Source organism: Blastococcus litoris, assembly GCF_003075095.1.
Taxonomy (GTDB): domain Bacteria; phylum Actinomycetota; class Actinomycetes; order Mycobacteriales; family Geodermatophilaceae; genus Blastococcus_B; species Blastococcus_B litoris.
In genome coordinates, this window is the sequence record NZ_QCZF01000013.1 from 62,777 (window position 1) to 79,398 (window position 16,622).

General features: G+C 68.2%; 12 protein-coding genes and 1 pseudogene. 5 read left to right on the forward strand and 8 right to left on the reverse strand.

Annotated features, from left to right (window positions below):
- Positions 1-140 precede the first annotated feature (140 nt).
- The 4 genes from resB (at position 141) to DCS98_RS21175 (ending at position 6,586) form a co-directional block, all read left to right on the forward strand.
- Entirely contained in the window at positions 141-1,820 is a 1,680-nt protein-coding gene (gene resB / locus DCS98_RS21160; protein WP_241038544.1) for a cytochrome c biogenesis protein ResB, read from the forward strand.
- Positions 1,821-2,139: 319 nt separating this feature from the next.
- The gene (gene lnt / locus DCS98_RS21165; protein WP_241038545.1) at positions 2,140-3,684 is read left to right on the forward strand and encodes an apolipoprotein N-acyltransferase; all 1,545 of its coding nucleotides are present in this window, start codon (positions 2,140-2,142) and stop codon (positions 3,682-3,684) included.
- 243 nt (positions 3,685-3,927) lie between these two features.
- Positions 3,928-4,380 carry an ArsR/SmtB family transcription factor gene (locus tag DCS98_RS21170; protein WP_116453458.1) on the forward strand — a complete coding sequence of 151 codons (453 nt, stop codon included), beginning with the start codon at positions 3,928-3,930 and terminating at the stop codon, positions 4,378-4,380.
- A gap of 310 nt (positions 4,381-4,690) precedes the next feature.
- Positions 4,691-6,586 carry a heavy metal translocating P-type ATPase gene (locus DCS98_RS21175; RefSeq protein WP_116453459.1) on the forward strand — a complete coding sequence of 632 codons (1,896 nt, stop codon included), beginning with the start codon at positions 4,691-4,693 and terminating at the stop codon, positions 6,584-6,586.
- A 156-nt stretch (positions 6,587-6,742) separates the two neighbouring features.
- On the opposite strand, the gene DCS98_RS21180 is transcribed toward DCS98_RS21175, so the two are convergent.
- From DCS98_RS21180 to DCS98_RS21200, 5 genes are all read right to left on the reverse strand, one after another.
- On the reverse strand, positions 6,743-7,321 hold the full coding sequence (locus DCS98_RS21180; RefSeq protein ID WP_116453480.1) for a TlpA family protein disulfide reductase: 579 nt from the start codon (positions 7,319-7,321) through the stop codon (positions 6,743-6,745).
- Between the two features lie 748 nt (positions 7,322-8,069).
- Complete coding sequence (locus DCS98_RS21185; RefSeq protein WP_241038547.1) at positions 8,070-8,516, reverse strand: signal peptidase II; 447 nt, start codon at positions 8,514-8,516, stop codon at positions 8,070-8,072.
- 70 nt (positions 8,517-8,586) lie between these two features.
- A complete protein-coding gene (locus tag DCS98_RS21190; RefSeq protein ID WP_116453481.1) occupies positions 8,587-9,240 on the reverse strand; it encodes a cation diffusion facilitator family transporter in 654 nt (217 codons plus the stop codon).
- The gene (locus DCS98_RS21195; RefSeq protein ID WP_116453461.1) at positions 9,240-9,632 is read right to left on the reverse strand and encodes an ArsR/SmtB family transcription factor; all 393 of its coding nucleotides are present in this window, start codon (positions 9,630-9,632) and stop codon (positions 9,240-9,242) included. The genes DCS98_RS21190 and DCS98_RS21195 overlap by 1 nt, the downstream gene beginning before the upstream one ends.
- Before the next feature lie 33 nt (positions 9,633-9,665).
- Positions 9,666-10,265, reverse strand: a complete 600-nt coding sequence (locus DCS98_RS21200; protein WP_206340380.1) for a TIGR02391 family protein — start codon at positions 10,263-10,265, stop codon at positions 9,666-9,668.
- Between the two features lie 324 nt (positions 10,266-10,589).
- On the opposite strand from DCS98_RS21200, the pseudogene DCS98_RS21205 reads away from it, so the two are divergent.
- Positions 10,590-11,465, forward strand: a pseudogene (locus tag DCS98_RS21205) (DUF4238 domain-containing protein); the annotation flags it as partial.
- Between the two features lie 101 nt (positions 11,466-11,566).
- On the opposite strand, the gene DCS98_RS21210 reads toward DCS98_RS21205, so the two are convergent.
- The 3 genes from DCS98_RS21210 to DCS98_RS21220 form a co-directional block, all read right to left on the reverse strand.
- Entirely contained in the window at positions 11,567-12,241 is a 675-nt protein-coding gene (locus tag DCS98_RS21210) for a hypothetical protein (RefSeq protein WP_116453464.1), read from the reverse strand.
- Positions 12,242-12,513: 272 nt separating this feature from the next.
- Positions 12,514-13,698, reverse strand: coding sequence for an AlbA family DNA-binding domain-containing protein (locus tag DCS98_RS21215; protein WP_164704700.1), 1,185 nt, complete (start codon positions 13,696-13,698; stop codon positions 12,514-12,516).
- A 327-nt stretch (positions 13,699-14,025) separates the two neighbouring features.
- Positions 14,026-16,107 (reverse strand): AAA family ATPase, encoded by a 2,082-nt coding sequence (locus tag DCS98_RS21220; RefSeq protein WP_116453466.1) that lies wholly within the window; start codon positions 16,105-16,107, stop codon positions 14,026-14,028.
- Between the last annotated feature and the right edge of the window lie 515 nt (positions 16,108-16,622).

Sequence of the window (16,622 nt, forward strand, 5' to 3'; positions counted from 1 at the left end):
CGACCACCGCTGGGTCGGGCGTCAACCACTGGAACCCGCCCGGGTGCGGAGTCGCGTGAAGGGGCCGCCGTGAGCAAGCACTCGCGGACCCGGCCGTGTCCGGCGGCGCCTGTTCGGAGCCAGGCCGCAGAGAGGATGCCGTGACCGACCTGCAGACGCGCGCGGTACGGCCGCCGATCACCTTTTCCCAAGGCCCGCTGCACCGGATGGGACGGTGGCTGCTGCGCCGTTGGCGGTGGTTGACGAGCATGCGGACGGCGGTGCTCCTGCTGTTCCTGCTGGCCTTGGCGGCTGTGCCCGGCTCGCTTTTTCCGCAACGATCTCTGACCCCCAGCGCGGTAGCGGGGTTCTTTCGAGAGAACCCTGACCTGGCGCCTGTCCTCGACACGATGGGGATGTTCGACGTCTTCTCCAGCCCGTGGTTCTCCGCGATCTACCTGCTGCTGTTCGTCTCGCTGATCGGCTGCCTGGTGCCGCGCTGCATCGAGCACCTGCAGGCCATGCGGGCCGATCCGCCGCCCGTGCCGCGGCATCTGCACCGGCTCCCGGTTCACACGGCCGACGAGGTGCGGCTGCCGATGGAGACTGCGGCCGAGCGGGTGGAGGCAGACCTGCGCTCGGCGCGGTTCCGGGTGTCCCGGCGCAGTACCGATGCGGGCGTGGAGATCTCGGCGGAGCGCGGCCGGGTGAAGGAGACCGGCAACCTGGTCTTCCACCTCTCGCTGCTGGCCCTGCTCGTCGCGCTGGCGGGGGGGAAGCTGTGGGGCTACGAGGGCAGCATCCTGGTCACCGAGGGGGATGGCTTCTGCAACTCCTTCCAGCAGTACGACCGGCACATCGCAGGGCCGTTGGTCGCCCCAGAATCCCTCTCGCCACTCTGCTTCGACCTGCAGGACTTCCGCGCCACGTACGAACTCAACGGAACGCCGGCCTCCTTCACCGCCGACATCGGGGTCCAGGCGGAACCGGGGGCGGCCACGAGGCAGACGACCATCGGGGTCAACGACCCGTTCCGCTCGGACGGCGACCGCCTCTACATCACCGGACATGGCTTCTCGCCCTCGTTCACCGTGACCCTCCCCGGCGGCCAGGTCTTCGAGCAGCTGTCGGCCCCATTCCTGCCCCGCGACAGCACCACGTTCGCCAGCGAGGGAGTGGTGAAGCTGCCCGATCTCGGCGACGGCTCCGGTGACGGATTCGCCCTCGAAGGCTTCTTCGCACCGACCGGCTTGATCCAGGGCGGCGTCCTGACCTCGGTGGACGCGCGGCCGCTGAACCCGCAGGTCGCCGTCATCGGCTATCGCGGCTATCTAGGACTGGAGAGCGGGGAGCCGCAATCCGTGTTCACCCTCGACCAGCGGCAGATCGAGCTCGGAGCGCTCGACCGGATCGGGGAGGCCAATCTGAGCGTCGGGGAAAGTGCGACGCTCGAGGACGGCACAGTGGTCCGGTTCGACGGGTTCCGGGAGTTCGCGGCCTTGCAGGTCTCTCACGATCCGGGGCAGATCGGAGTCCTCGTCAGCGCGATCACCATGCTGCTCGGACTCCTGGTCACCCTGCTGGTACGCCGAGAACGTGTCTTCGCCCGGATCACCGGCTCGCCCATCCCGCACTCCGGCGACGAGCCGTCCACGACGGTCACGCTCGCGGGACTGGCTCGCGGTGGCGGCGGCGACTTGCACCAACGACTCCGCGGACTCTCCACCAGCCTGATCGGTGACAGCCCGGCTGAGGCGAGTCCGCGGCAACTGTCATGCGAGGCCGGCCACCTGCGCCCATCTGCCACAGACCGGACCGGTGGCGATTCGAGAGGACGCTGACGGCCCGTATGCCCAGGCTGGCTCGATCGGCGCCCGCACGAGAGCTCCGACCAGTTCCACGGCGGGCGACAGGAACCTCAGGTCGCGAGGCCATCGCCAGGCGCCTGATCCCGCGCAGGCACCCCGGCGCCCTGTCCGCGACCCACGCGCGCGCTATGGACGAGGAGAAGGCACCGATGAGCGAGCTGGCTCAACCGGGGTCGCCGCTCACCCTCGCCGCTGCCGTTGACGACCGCGCCGCAGATCGGCAGATGCCAGCACAGCCTCCTTCTCAGCTCGATGAGGTCGCGTCCCGGCCGGCGGCCTGCGGGACCGGGTCATGAGCGAGGCGGAGTGGACTGCCCCGCCCGTCACCTGGCGTGCGCGCGAACGAGCTCCCGCCCTCGATGTGCGTGACGGGTGGCTGCCCGCCTGGCGGCGCGTGATCGCCGGGATGGCCGCCGGGGCGCTGCTGGCGGGCAGCATGCCCCCGCGGTCGGCGTGGTACCTGGCTCCGGCCGGTGTGGCCGTCCTCTCGTGGGCGGTGCTGGGCCTGCGGTGGCGGCAGCGGCTCGTCCTTGGGGCGGTTGCGGGGCTGAGCTTCTTCGGGCCGACCCTCTCCTGGCTCATCGACTTCCACCCTGCCGGCTTTGCCGCCCTCCTCGTGCTCGAGGTGGCGCTGTTCGCCGGCGCGATGCTGCTGGCCGATCCGGCTCGGCAACGCTGGTGGACGGTACCGGCGGCGCTCGTGGCTCTGGAGGCCGTCCGCAGCCGGTTTCCTTTCGGGGGCTTCCCGCTCCCGGGCATGGCTCTCGGGCAGCTCGACGGTCCCTTCGCCGCGGCCGCACCCCTCGGGGGCTCTCTCCTCGTCACGGGGCTGGCCGCCGGTGCCGGAGCGGCCGTGACCGCCCTGGTGGTGACCGAGCAACGAATCCGAACGCTCGTGCTCGTTGCGACACTGACCGCGGTCGGCGCGGCCGGGGTAACCCTCGCTGCGCCGGACGGTGCACCAGCTGGTCAACTGCGGGCTGCCGTAGTGCAGGGAGGCGGTCCGCGCGGCATCCCCGCTGTCAGGGCCGATGAGCAGGCGGTCACCGAGCGGCTGTTCGAGGTGAGCAACGACCTGCCACCCGGCCTCGACCTCGTTCTGTGGCCGGAGAGCAGCATCGGGGTCACCGGACCAGTGACCGACACCTCCGAGGCCGATCGCGTCGCGGCACTCGCTCGTCGCGTCGGAGCCACCGTCGTCGCCGGGGTCACCGAGTCGGAGTCGGCAACCTTCCGGAATGCCGCGGTCGCCTGGGGGCCGGACGGTCGCATCCTGGATCGATACGAGAAGGTGCACCGGGTGCCCTTCGGCGAATACATCCCCGCCCGCGGTCTATTTGAGCAGCTCTCCGACATGACGGCCCTCGTTCCGCGGGACGCCGTCCCCGGCCGCGGCCCAGGGTTGCTGGAGACGCCCGCGGGGCCGCTGGGCGTAGTGATCTCATTCGAGGTCTTCTTTTCGGACCGCGCCCGTGCCGCCGTCACCGCGGGCGGCCGGGTACTGCTCGTACCGACAAACGCCGCCTCGTACACGACCGAGGAGGTGCCGGCGACCGAAGTGGCCGCCGCGCGGATGCGAGCCCGGGAGCTGGACCGCGCCGTCCTGCAGGCCGCACCGACCGGCTACACCGCCATCGTGCTGCAAGACGGCAGCATTGCCGGCCAGGGGGACCTCAGTACGCCGGAGCTGCTCAGCGCCACGATCCCCCTTCGCACCGGCCTCACCCCCTACGCCCGAACCGGCGATCTCCCGGTTCTGCTCGTCGCCGCGTCCGCGCTCTGTGCCGTGCCCACGCGTCGCCTATTGCACCGCAGACACCGGCCGACCGAGGTGTGACCGGTCGGCCGGCCTCGTTGTCACGGCATGTCCGCTCATGTCGTCCATCGGCAGACTCGGCCGCCGCATCGTCCGGTGATTCCTGGTCTTGCATCAGTGAACCTGGGCCACCGCCGCCTGACTCTGCGGCGCGTTCCACGGCGGCCCAGCGGTCGCCCCCGACGACGACCCCCGGACATAACAACGTGTGTTCCGATGTCGTAACGTTGTGCAGGACGAAGCGCTAGACCCGGAGGAGTACCCGTGGGCCTTGACCACTGCGACCTGCTCTGCCTTGACCTGCAGCACGCCGAGGAGGTCCGCGAGGTACTGCCCGAGCTGGACGAGGCACAGTTCCACGCCGCCCGTTTCAAGGCGCTAGGAGACCCCGTTCGGCTGAGGATCGCGGCGGCGCTGCAGGCCGGCGAGGAACTGTGCGTCTGCGACTTGGCCTGGGTCTGCGGATCCAGCCAGAACCTCGTCTCCCACCATGTGCGCGTCCTCCGCTCAACCGGACTGGCCGCCTCGCGCCGGGAGGGCAAGCTGGTGATGTACCGGCTGACCGACTCCGGCCATCGGCTACTGGGCGCCGCCGGCTTCGAGCCGACCGGGGCGCCGGCGAGCCCCTCCGGCGCCGAGGAACCCGGCGACCAGTCCGCCGAGATCGTTCGCTCCGGCGGCCGTCACGGCGGCGCCGTCGACCTGCAGGAGGCCTGACATGTCCCACCTGTGCTGTGGTGGGGACGACGATCGCCGTCCGGCCGGCCGAACTGGCGGGAACACTCCGGTCACCCTCGGACTGCCGGCCAGCCCCGTGCCCGCCAGTGGGCCGGTCGTGTCCGAGGATGCCTGCGGGGACGGGTGCGCCTGCTGCGCCCCGACGGGACCCGCCGCGCAGACGCCGTCCACCATCGGGGATGGATGTGGCGATCCCACCTGCTCGTCCCCGGCCCCTGCCCAGGACGGCGAAGAGGAGCCGACCGCGCTGTGGCGGACGCGATCCGCGCAGCTCGCCGGACTGGCCGGGATGATGTGGCTCGCCTCGGGAATCATCGGCTGGCTGGCCGAGGGCGGCGTTGCCTCGACCGTCTCGACGGTGCTCGCCGGCGGCGCGGTTCTGGCCGGCGGCGCGACGTTCGTGCCGGGCACCCTGCGGGCGCTGCGGCGGGGCAAGATCGGTGTCGGCACCCTGATGACCGTCGCCATGCTGGGCGCGATCGCGCTTGGTGCCGTCGGCGAGGCCGCGATGCTGGCCTTCCTGTTCTCCCTGGCCGAGGCGCTCGAGGACTACGCCGTGACTCGCACCCGGCGCGGGCTGCGGGCACTGCTGGACCTCGTCCCCGCCCGAGCGACGGTTCTGCGCGGCGGGGCCGAGGTGGAGATCGACCCCGCCGAACTGGTCCCCGGCGACGTGCTGGTGGTGAAGCCCGGTGAGCGACTGGCCACCGACGGGCGGGTACAGAGCGGTCTCACCTCCCTCGACACCTCCGCCGTGACCGGAGAGTCGGTGCCGGTCGAGGTGGGTCCCGGAGCGGAGGTGTTCGCCGCCTCGGTCAATGGCGGCGGCGCTCTGGAGGTCGTGGTCACCGCCCGGGTGGCGGAGAACTCGCTGGCCCGGATCGTGCACATCGTCGAGGAGGCCCAGGAGCGCAAGGGGGCCGCCCAGCGGCTGGCCGCCCGCATCGCCCGCCCGCTGGTGCCTGCGGTGTTCATGGCGGCGGCGCTGATTGCGGTCCTCGGCAGCATCCTGGGTGATCCGCAGCTGTGGACCGAGCGGGCGCTGGTTGTACTGGTGGCCGCCTCGCCGTGCGCCTTCGCGATCGCGGTGCCGGTAACGGTGGTAGCAGCGGTCGGCGCCGGTACCCGCACCGGCGTGCTGATCAAGGGGGGCGCGGCCCTGGAGGCCCTCGGCGGGGTGCGCGCCCTGGCGCTGGACAAGACCGGCACGTTGACCCGCAACCGGCCCGCCGTGGTGGCCATCGAGACCCTGCCGACCAGCGATCAGAGCCATGTGCTGGCCGTGGCCGCCGCTCTCGAGGCCCGGAGCGAGCACCCGCTGGCCGGCGCCGTACTGGCCGCCTGGCCGGCCGACCAAGCACCGGTTGAACCCGCGGCCGATACCCAGGCGCTGGCCGGCCAGGGCGTGACCGGCCTGGTCGGCGGGCAGCCGGCGCGATTGGGCAAGCCGGGTTTCATCGATCCCGGTCCGCTGGCCGCGGTGGTGACCGCGCATCAGGAGGCCGGGGCCACCGTGGTGCTCGTCGAAGCCGGCGGCCAGCTGGTGGGCGCGCTGGCGATCCGCGACGAGCTCCGCCCCGAGGCCGCCGAGGCCGTCGCCGCGTTGCACCGCATGGGCATCAGTACCAGCATGCTCACCGGCGACAATCCGCGCACCGCCGCCCACCTGGCCGCCGCCGCCGGGATCGACGATGTGCACGCCGAGCTGCGGCCGGAGGACAAGGCGACGCTTGTCGAGCAGCTGGGCCGCCGCGGCCGGGTCGCGATGGTGGGCGACGGCATCAACGACGCCCCCGCGCTGGCCACCGCCGACGTCGGCATCGCGATGGGCGCGATGGGTACCGACGTGGCAATCGAGACCGCCGACGTCGCGCTCATGGGCGAGGACCTCCGGCAACTCCCTCGCACACTGGCACACGCCCGCCGGGCCCGGCGAATCATGCTGCAGAGCCTGCTGCTGTCCGGGGCGATCCTGGTCGTCCTCATCCCGCTGGCTGCCTTCGGCGGACTGGGACTGGGCACGGTCATCGTCACGCATGAACTGGCCGAGGTGCTCGTCATCGCCAACGGCGTCCGCGCCGGCCGGCTGCGCCCTACACAGCAGGCGACCGCACCCACCCAGGCGCAGCACGATGCCCAGCGTGAGTACGCCGCCGCGCTCCCCGGCGCCAGCAGCGACCGCTGACACAAGGCACCGGCCAAGCCAAGGCTTCTCTCGGATCGGTGCCGCCGTCATGTACGCGCGGTGGCCGGCCGCCCCTGACCGGACCGCCCGGCATGGTGCATGGCCGGCCTGAAAGCCGGGTGCAGTGACTCAGCGGGTCACCTGAGGGACAGGCGCTCAGGAGGTGAGTGTCTCGACCAGCTGCTGCAGCTCCTCGGCGTTGAGTTGGCCCACCGACCTCGCCACGATGCGTCCGCCCTCATCGATGGCAAGCGTGACGGGCAAACCGCGAACGCCCAGACTCGAGAGGAGCTCACCGTCGGGATCCAGCACATGGGGGTAGCCGATCTCGAGATCGGAGACGAATGACGCGGCGCCTTCGGGGCTGTCCTGGGTGTCCACGCCGAGGAGACGGATGTCCTCGCCGTAGCGGACGAAGGCCTCCTGCAGCAGGGGCATCTCCTCCCGGCACGGCAGACACCACGTAGCCCAGAGATTTAGCAGGGTCGGCCGTCCGGTCAGTCGGTTCAGTGAGACATCCGGACCGGGGCCAAGGCAAGCCAGTGTCAACGGAGGAAGCGCGTCGACGCTCGCTCCGGCGACCTCCTCAGGCAGGTCCTCGCAGCGCGGCGCCGTCGCTGCCGGCGTCACTGTGCGGTCGTCAGTCGACGTCGAGCCGATGTCGTCACGCGTGCTGGTAGTACAACCGGCGAGCACGGCGAGCGCCAACAGGCCGCCGAGGTAGGGCCGCGCCATCAGTCGCATCCACTTCCGTCGTTGGTGCTGGACCCGCCGTCGGCTGAGACGCGATCGCACCGCTTGCGGGGACCGTTTTCAGTGACCGGCCCGGCGTCGCCGATGCATCCGGCGATCGTCAACGCGACGGGGATGCCGGCGGCCACGAGTCCGGAGCAGCGCAGTGGGATGACACCTGCCATGCGCCGCGGCCGCGCCATGCTGTCAGTGCATAGGCGGCGGACAACGGGATCACCTCTCCAAGCAACGAGCCTTCGAACGACGTACGAAGGGCGATAGTAGTGGGTGGCTGGTAGGCGCACGCTGACACCATCGGATCCGGCGGGCGCGGTCGTGCGCGAGTCGCCGATACCCCTACCCGTAGAGCGAGGACAACGGACCGCGCTCGGTCCGGGGTCTCCGGCTTCTCTCCGGCTCCTCACCTATGGGCCGGGCGGCACAGCGCGGCGGAATCGCACGGATGACCCGTGGATGGCACTGCAGAAGTACTGGAGAAGGCAGTCCCGAAGTCAGACGCAGCCCCACACACCGGCGACGGGACCGGCATTCACCGCCCCAGCGACACACCCGCTGGTCCGGTCTCACGCGGTCGTCGATGTATGCGATGCGTGCCGACGCCTGCACCGGGGCGAGCGACGGCCGTGGTCGTCCAGCACTTCGTGTGTCCGGACGGCCGCGGCGGCTCCAACGCGACACTGACGTCAGGTCATGCCCAGGCGCACCCGGTTGGCGCTCGGCATGACTGGTCCTAACGCCTGGCTGGAGCGGTGTCGGAGCGCAAGAGAGCGAGGGCCACCGTAGCGGCGCCGAGGGTGATGAAGACGTCGGCGAGGTTGAACGTCGGCCACCATCCGGTGTGGAGGTAGTCGGTCACCAAGCCGTCCACGCTCCGGTCAGCCAGGTTGGCGACTGCGCCGGCCACGATCGCCGCGAGTCCCGCCAGCACGGGCCACCAAGCGTCGACGGCCGCTCGCCAAGCAAAAACCGCTACTCCGGCAGTGATGACGCCTGGTACGGCGATGACGAGCCAAGTTGGGAGCCCAGCGCCAAGGCTGAACGCTGCCCCTGAGTTGTAGGCCAACTGAAGGTCGATGACTCCTAGGTCGACCGTGCGGCCGCCGCCGAGGCTCTGCTGCGCCCAAGCCTTGAGGCCGAGATCGGTCGCCGCCAAGACGAGCGCTATACCGGCGAGCACCAGACGAATCGACCCGGTTCGCCGCCCCCCGGACCGATCGGTCGCGGGGGGCGAACCAGCCGAAGCTGCTTCAGTCATCGTCGTCGTCGTCTTCGACGAGCTCGCCTTCCCAGGCTTCCCGGCCCTCGTGGATGGCGAACAGAGCGATGACGAAGCCGGCGACCGGGTCGAGCCAAGTCCAGCCGACCAGGGCGTAGAGGACGAGGCCGATCAGCGTCGAGATGCTGAGCAGCACGCAGATCCTGGTCTCGGCGGCGTCGGCCAAGATCAGCTGGTCGCCGCCGAGCGCCAGGCCGACCCGGCGCTTGGCCCGAGCCAACAACGGCATGATGATCACCGAGGCGGCGAGCAAGACGATGCCGACGATGGAGTTCTCCGGCGCCTCGCCTTCGATCAGGCTGCGGGCCCCCTCGAAGACCACGTAGGCGGCCAGGACGAAGAAGGTGATCGCCACGGCCTTGAGGGCACGGCGCTCCTTGGCCTCGTCGGCTTCGCCGTTGCGCAGCCGGGCCGCCAGGCGCAAGCCAACGAGGACGGAGGCAGCCGACTCGATGCCCGAGTCAAAGCCGAAGCCGATCAGCGACACCAGGCCAGCGAGGATGCCGACGGTGATCGCGATGGCGCCCTCAGCCACGTTGTAGACAACTGTGAACTGCGCCAGGCGCAGGCCCCGCCTCGTGAGCCGCTCAGTCTCGGCCGGGCTAAGCGTCGTCTGCTCGCTCATCACTCCTCGTCCCCCGCGCGGCCCGTCGCACCGTACGTGGGGCACAGATCAACGGCGTCGCCGGTGAGAGCCAATAGGCGCTCAGCCGCACCCAGCAGGTCGAGCAGCTCGTCCCGAGTCGTCAACGAGAACATCGAGGCCCGACCGACAGGACGGGAGTCGATCAGCCCGCAGTCCCGAAGGCATGCCAGGTGCTTGGAGACCGTCGACTGGGCGAGGCCGAGGTGCGCCGTCAGCTCGACGACACGGTGCTCGCCGAGGCTTAGGTGCCGCAGGATCGCCAGGCGGGTGGGATCGGACAGGCTGTGGAACAGGGAGGCGGCCGGCGACAGGGCCGCCGTCTCGATCTGAGGGGCGTCTGGCGTGACACCCTCCTGGGCTTTCATCGTCATACGGCGATGATAGCACCCAGCGATCCGAGGGGGTTAGCTGCTGGAGCGGACCGTCGCTCCGTCAAGACGACGGTGGAGATACGAGAGCATCGAAAACAGATCGAGTGCATCTGCCTCGCTCACGGACCACTCGGTGCGCGGGGCATGGGCCGGCGGATTGCGGAACGTGCCGGCGATGCCCCGCAGCATGTTCGCAAAGCCAGCGTGCTCGCTGATTTCACTCTTGGTCACATGCGCGTTGATCCGGATGACGGGGTTCAGCCTGGAAAAGCAGGCGTCGACCAACTCCGCACCATCGAGCACACTGCCACTCAGCTGGCGGAGCCGTTGCGACAGGCCCTTCGTAGCCTCGAAGACGGCGTGAAAGATCGAGCGGCGCAACAGCTCCTCCTCGCAGTAGCGAGTCACCTCGGGGTGGACGCCTCGGCGATTCAGCTCGCCACGCAGGCGGCCCGCCAGCTCCGCCACCTCATCCAGCGTCCGGGCCTGCTTGGCTCTTGCCATCTGGCCCTGGTCGTTGACCCGCAGGCCGACCATCGACAGGACCTCGTTGACGCCCTGCTGGAGCGCGACGAAGCGGTTGGGGTCGCTGATGTACCGAGCGGGGTCGAGGGAGCGGACGACGAAGGTCACCAAGCGATGGCTCGATCGGTCCGACGTCTGCCTGTTGAGAAGGGCGTGCGCCAGGCGCTTGCGCTTCGTTATCCCCGGATAAGGGTCCTCGATACCGAGTTGGGCAAGCAGGGTCCCGATCTCTGGCCCGGTTAGCCCCGGCCACTCCGTCGACGCCAGCACACCGCTCAAGGTCTCGACAACGCCAACTGACCAAGGAGGCTTCGGTGTTGGCGCCATGGCGCCGGACCGTACTGCGACCCTCCCCCGGTCTGGCGCATGCTGCAGTAAATCCGACGGCCGACTGGACGACTCCGGAGATAGAGGACGTCCACGTTCTTCGAGACCGCCCTCGGCGAGATAGAAGGAACGGCAGCGAGCGCGTTCCGGCGACTGATGGACGAACGCATCTGGCCAATGTCCAGCCAGGACAGGGAGGCCATCGCCCTGTGGGCGGCAGCGCAACACCTTCGTTCACCAGCGTCCCGCCAGGCAAGTTCGGAAGTGCAGGACACCGTCTTCAAGCTGCACGTGGCGCTCGGCGGGAAGCGAGCACTGCGGGCGCAGATGGAGCGCGGTGGGAGAACGGTCAGCGACGAGGAACTGGATGAAGCCTGGGCAGAGATCAGCGACTTCGACAGCTACGCCGTGGAACGGCATCCCAATGATCATCTGCGCAGCATCCGGAATCTGATCGAGCGGGCGGCGACCTCGTTCCTCGCGCGGCGGTGGGACGTGTTCCACTTCCAACGCAAGACTCTCGCTACCAGCGACACGCCGGTCGTACTCGTGCCAGCGGAAGATCATGACCCCTGGCGAGGCATCGGATTCGTCACCGCCGGCTCCATCTTCGTCCCACTCTCTCGACGGACCGCCCTGCTCATGGGTGCCGTTGAACCCGGCGAGGACAACGTGGTGCCTCCGACGGCGTGGTTCGCCCGCCTGTTCAACCAGGCCACGACCTGGGGCGCCAGACGGGCACTGTTCCACCATCCGGACGACGACCCTCTGGCCGGTCTGCCGCTTCCGCCGCCGCGGGAACGCGAGACCGGGGGGCACGAGGCGATTCGCGACGCGGTCGGCCTCGGCGGCTGGCTACGGGACGGCGCTGGCCTCGCAGGCCCCCACGAGCGTCATCGTGGCGAGCAGGAGCGCCCGATAGCTGACGGGATAGCCGAGGGCTCAGGCGCCTCGGCGCACCCACCTCGCGACCATCTCTGACCTCAGCTCGTCCCTCGAGCCGGTACCTGGATTCCGAGGCTGACGCGTTGCGCGGAAAATGTCGGCAGCAGCGCGGCTCGACGACCTCCAGCCGTCCGTGATCATGTCGTTCCGGTCGACGCCCATTTCGCGAGCACGCTCGCGCTAAGTCGCTGCCCAAAGCGGAGGCGCTTACCGGCGTTGAGTTGCCTGGCAAGGTCCGCCAGTTCCAAGGGGCTAGTTCCGGGCCATCCATGGCGGATGGCTTCGACGGCAAGCTGGTCTGGGACAAGCGTGTGACCATGATCCCGCATGTAGGTGAGGGCCTGGACAGCCATGGATCGTTCCCGGGAATCGATGAGTCCCTGATTAAGCACCGGCAGCAGCGAGATGCCGTCGATCATGGCTTTGATGCCGGCACTTGCCTCTGGCACCCGCGGAACGGGCTCGCCGCCTAGAAGCTCTGCATCATGGGCGGTGATCCACGGCGCATGACCGTTGTGGCCACGGACGGCGGCGAGGCCGCTGAGTTCGGAGCGACGCTCGAGGTCCAAGATCTCGTCAACGTGGAGGCACCAAGCGATAACGATGCCGGTTCGGGCGTGTGCCGTGTACCGACTGTGGCGGTTACTGGTTGTACCGATGGGCAGCCCGGTCTGCGCCAACCAGGGCGAGGCTTCAATCGCACTCGTGCTCGGGCCAACGATGGTGACCCTTGGCTCGCTGCCCGCCCAGGCTTTGGCGAGGCCGAAGGACTCTCGCAGGTCAACATGGGGCGAGATGTAAGCGCGACGCATTAGATGAGCATAGGTACGAAGTCCGACACTGCAGTTGCGTCAGTGGCGTCGAACCTCGAGCCGAAGCTGCTTAACAGCAAGCTGTCGGTCTGTACTGGAGCCATGGCAGCGGAGGCGAGTTCCTTTCCCAAAGTAACCGGCGCCTGTTCGCTCCCGCCGGTTCGTGTGGACGGGCGAAGCGCCTCTCGCAACCGTTCTAACACCGCGGGCCAACGCCAGGTTCACTTACGGAACTAGATCGCACCAACGACAGCCGCGTGCGGCGCGACCAACTAGTCCCGGTCCAACTGAGCGCGGAATTGGTTCGTGGCACTGTCGGGGTCGTCGATCTCGGCATCGATGTCGGCTTGGATTGCCGCACGCAGGTCGGGGAGGTCCGGAGCTGCGTACGCGGGACTTTCCATGAAACTCACGACTTCCTTGATCGCTGCCTCCCACCACTTCTGCGTTCCGCGCTCGCCGCGCTGCGACTTTCGGTCATCTAGCAAGTCTTGCCAGACAGCGAGCTCCCAGATATTGCGGGCGGAATCGAGAGAGACGTCGCTGGCAAGAAGCTGGCGAAGACGGTCAGCCAGGCGTGTTGCCCGCACGGACGTGTGCTCGAAGGTATCGACGGTGAAGTTCCACCAGACCTTCCGACGTCGCTTGATGACCCGATGCGCGAGGCTCCGAGGCGAGTCGTCGTGGAGTGTCTCGACCATTTCCTGAAGATCGCGGACAAGACGCTGGACGTGCTCTACCTCGTAGGCAGCGGTGTCGGCAGCGGACGTGGCGGAGTCAGCCGCGTCGGCCGCAGAGCTGGCGGCATGGGCGGCCTCCTGTGTCGTCGCGGTCAGATTCTGGATCGGCTGAGCGATGTTCTTCTCGATGCCCTCGGCGATTTGATCCACCTGGTTGCCGACCACACCGACGGCCGACTGCAACTCTGTGGTCGTCTGCCGGAAGCGAGTCGCAAAGCTGCCGGCTTCACGATCGAGGTAGATGCGGAGCAGTTCGTCGTCGGTGAGCGCCCGAGTCGATCGTCCTTGGCGTGTTTGGCGTCTACCCTCATCGTCGAAGTGTGGTGGCATGGTGGGCCGAATTTCGATCCGAAGGAAAGGCGTTGTCGTGGAGACGCCCTCTTCGACGATGAAGACCTCAACGGGTATCGGCCGCGTCTTGCTCGCCATGTCTTGAATGCGGGCGACGCCCTTATCGAGGCCGTTGGGCAGTCCGAACGGTTGGCCGTAGACGAGTCCTGTATCTCCGTCCTCGGCCTCCTCGACGCCGACCAACAAGTAGGCGACTTCACGGGCAGGGTCCAGGGCCACCCAGTTCGCAAGGGCTGCAAGCAACTTGGGCGTGACGACGTTGACGTCGCGCTTGAACTCGTAGCGACCAGACTCCCCCAGCGCGAGGATGCGCCGCGCGGTCGAGCTCACCTCCTGATGCCTCGACGGTTCGGGCGCCTTCGTCATGGCCGAGTTGTAGCAGGGATCGCTGACGCGGAGCGCTCTCTCTCCAGGTCACCGCGCGAGATCGAGGCGTCACCGTCCGGCAACCACTCCCCCGGACACCGTCACGTGTCCGCCGATCGTCACGCGTCCGCCGATCGCGATGCCCCGCGAGGTTCCGCCGAGCTCTCGCATTCTGAGCTCACCAGAGATATCAAGATCATGAGCCGTCACACGTCTTGCATCTCTGGTGCCGAGACTTGTTGTGACGGAAAGGGCAAGCTGACGCGCGACCGACTTGAACGGGTAGTCCAACTGTCCCCGAGCGACCCACTCAGGGACACCGCGCCACTAGGAGGGCTCCCGCGGAAGCCCCATCCGTTCGCGGGCCTGGCGTTCCAGCCGTACCGCCAGGCGTTCTTCCATCGGCTTGAGCCAGTCCTTGATGCTGCCGCCAACGACGTGGCGTACGGCGCCAAGCACGAAGATCACAGCACCGCTCACAATGCCTGCAATGCCGATCCACGCGGGCCAGTGTGCACCTAGGTAAGGGAGGAGCAGCGCAAGGCCACCAAAGATGGCTAGTGCTCCCCCCACGAAGAGCAGAAACGCGATGCTCCAGAGGCGCGCACGCTTCTGCGCCTGAGCCCGCAGGCGCTGACTCTGTTCCCTGCGCTCCTCCTCCGCGCCCGCAAGGCGATTACGGAGGGACCTGACTTCGTCGGATACATGCTCGGCTGTCAGAGCGTGCCTGGCGGCCTCGGCCTGCTGGCGCTCGGCTATGGCTGCGGCTTTCTGTGCGGAGCGCAGTGCAGCGTCGCGCTCGGATTGCGTGCGATCGATAACGTCTCGGAGGGGAGCCTCTAGACTCTCGCGTACTCGCTCGACCACCGTATTGATCGACTCGGCGTCCATGCTCTCGGCTTCACCGAGGGTGACGTCCATGAGTGCACGCCGAGCCTCGGGGCGCGAACGGAGCACGAGTGCCTCGTCGTCGTTCACCGCGCCACGCTGCTGCAGGCGCTCGATCTCCTCGACGTACTTCAGCCAGAGGTGGCCGCCGGGCTGCATGCCCGAGTACACCGTCGCAAGAAGTTGTTCCCGCGGGAGATCCTCGGCTACAGCAGGACCGCGCACCCACAGAAGCGCGGCCACATCGCTGTCCAACATGGCCATCGGCCAGCGATGTCGCTCATCAACCCGCCGTGATGCGGCGACGAGTCCGGTGTTGTCGGTCATGAAGACGTATCCGCATCGCTCGAAAGACTCCGGGCTGGAGCCTCGACGCAGCCGGTGTACCGCCGAGATGCTCTGAACGTCGTAGCGCCGGGTTACCTCCTTCTGGCCCGGGAGGTGATCCCTCAACAGGTCGTCCAGTGCAGTCTCGTCCAGGCCGTAGGTGTAGTAGTCCTCGGGCCGGTTGACGACGCGCACACCAAGGCGTTGCAGGTTCGCCCGTAGGCCGCTCTGCTCTACAGCAATGTCTGCTGGCGTGGAGCCCGAGTCGAGGAAGTGGGCGTCGACGGCCCGAAGGGTGTTTGTTGCCTTCCCTCGACTTCGCAACACGGAAACGACGGACTCAAGGACACCGTCGATTTCCTTCTCTGTGTGCTCGAAACATGTCGTCGTGACGCCGAGAGCGTGTGCCAGGTCGAGCGTCTGGCGAACCGCTCGGCACTGGGCTTCGCCTTGGTAACCGAGTGCCTTCAGAAGGACCGGAGTGTCCAAGATGATGGTCAGGTCCCTGAGGTTCTGACGCAGGTCGCCGGGCCCGATGTCAAGGACGCCGGTGAGGATCGCTCCCTTGACTGCGTCTACGACGTAGCTGAACGTTTGGGCATCGCCCTCGACGAGGGTCGCAATGAAGGCCGCCACCAGGTAGTCCGGTCCCTGGAGGTCTTCCCAGTCGGTCTCTTCGCTACGGCGTCCCTTAACGGCCCGGCGGAGTAAGGGCACCGCCTGGTGCTCGATGAAGGCGTGCAGGTGCGCTTCGGGCTCGTCCTCGACCAGAGCGAGGCGTTGGGGGTGGCGTTCTCGAACGAAGGCCAGGAACTTCGCGAGCAACTCCGCTTGCTTGAGTTCGAACTCGGCGATGCTCGCTTCGAGACTCGCAACCCCCGCCAGCGCCTTCTCGCTCAAGGAGAAGTGCGTGCGGTCGACCGTCTCCGCCTTGCGCTCCTTGACGGCGCGCTTGAGTAGCAGTCCCGCCACCCGGTCGGGGATGGTGAGGCCGAATGTCTCCCGGACGGTCTGACCTACGGTTGCCTCGTCCACTGGCTCGGGATGCCGTTGAGCCAACACGTCGAGGACGAACCCAGTGAAGTTGTCGAGGTAGTTCGGCGCGTTGTGGTTGTAGTTGGCTCGCAGGACGGCGTACCCGAAGAGGGCGCTTCGGCCCGAGGTGCGCGGTGCGCCGTAAGGGGTCGACGTCATGCCCGGATTCCTGCGGGCGCGACCAACGAGTTGCTGAAGGTCTGGCCCGTCTGGTGCCTGGCCGGTCTGTGGTTGGAGCCGAGTGCGGTGTGGCTGCTTCGAACCCTATTCAGCAAGAGGAAGTTCTCCCCGATCCCCCGAGCATGGACTGGTCAACCGACGGCATCGGCAGCCTCGCCGACTTTCGGAGTAGACCGTAACGGTTGATGCCGACACTCCGAGGGACCAATCCGGACAGTGGTTGGCGAGTGTCTGTAAGGCCGCCTTCAAGGACACCGAGAAGCTCGGGGTTTCAGCCGGCTCTCCAGCGAGGCTTCCTCCGAACCCGGCTTCTCGGAGCGACCGCCCCGGGCCGAGCAGCGCTGGAGATTCCAAGATCACGAGGGCTCACACCTCATGCATCTGCGGTAATGAGGTGCTCCGTCACCCCTGGCGGGGCGCTCGCGGGCGTCACCGGCGAGGCTCCACCTCATGCTGCTGTTCGGATGGCTTCCGCAATGACTGCCCGCCGGTGA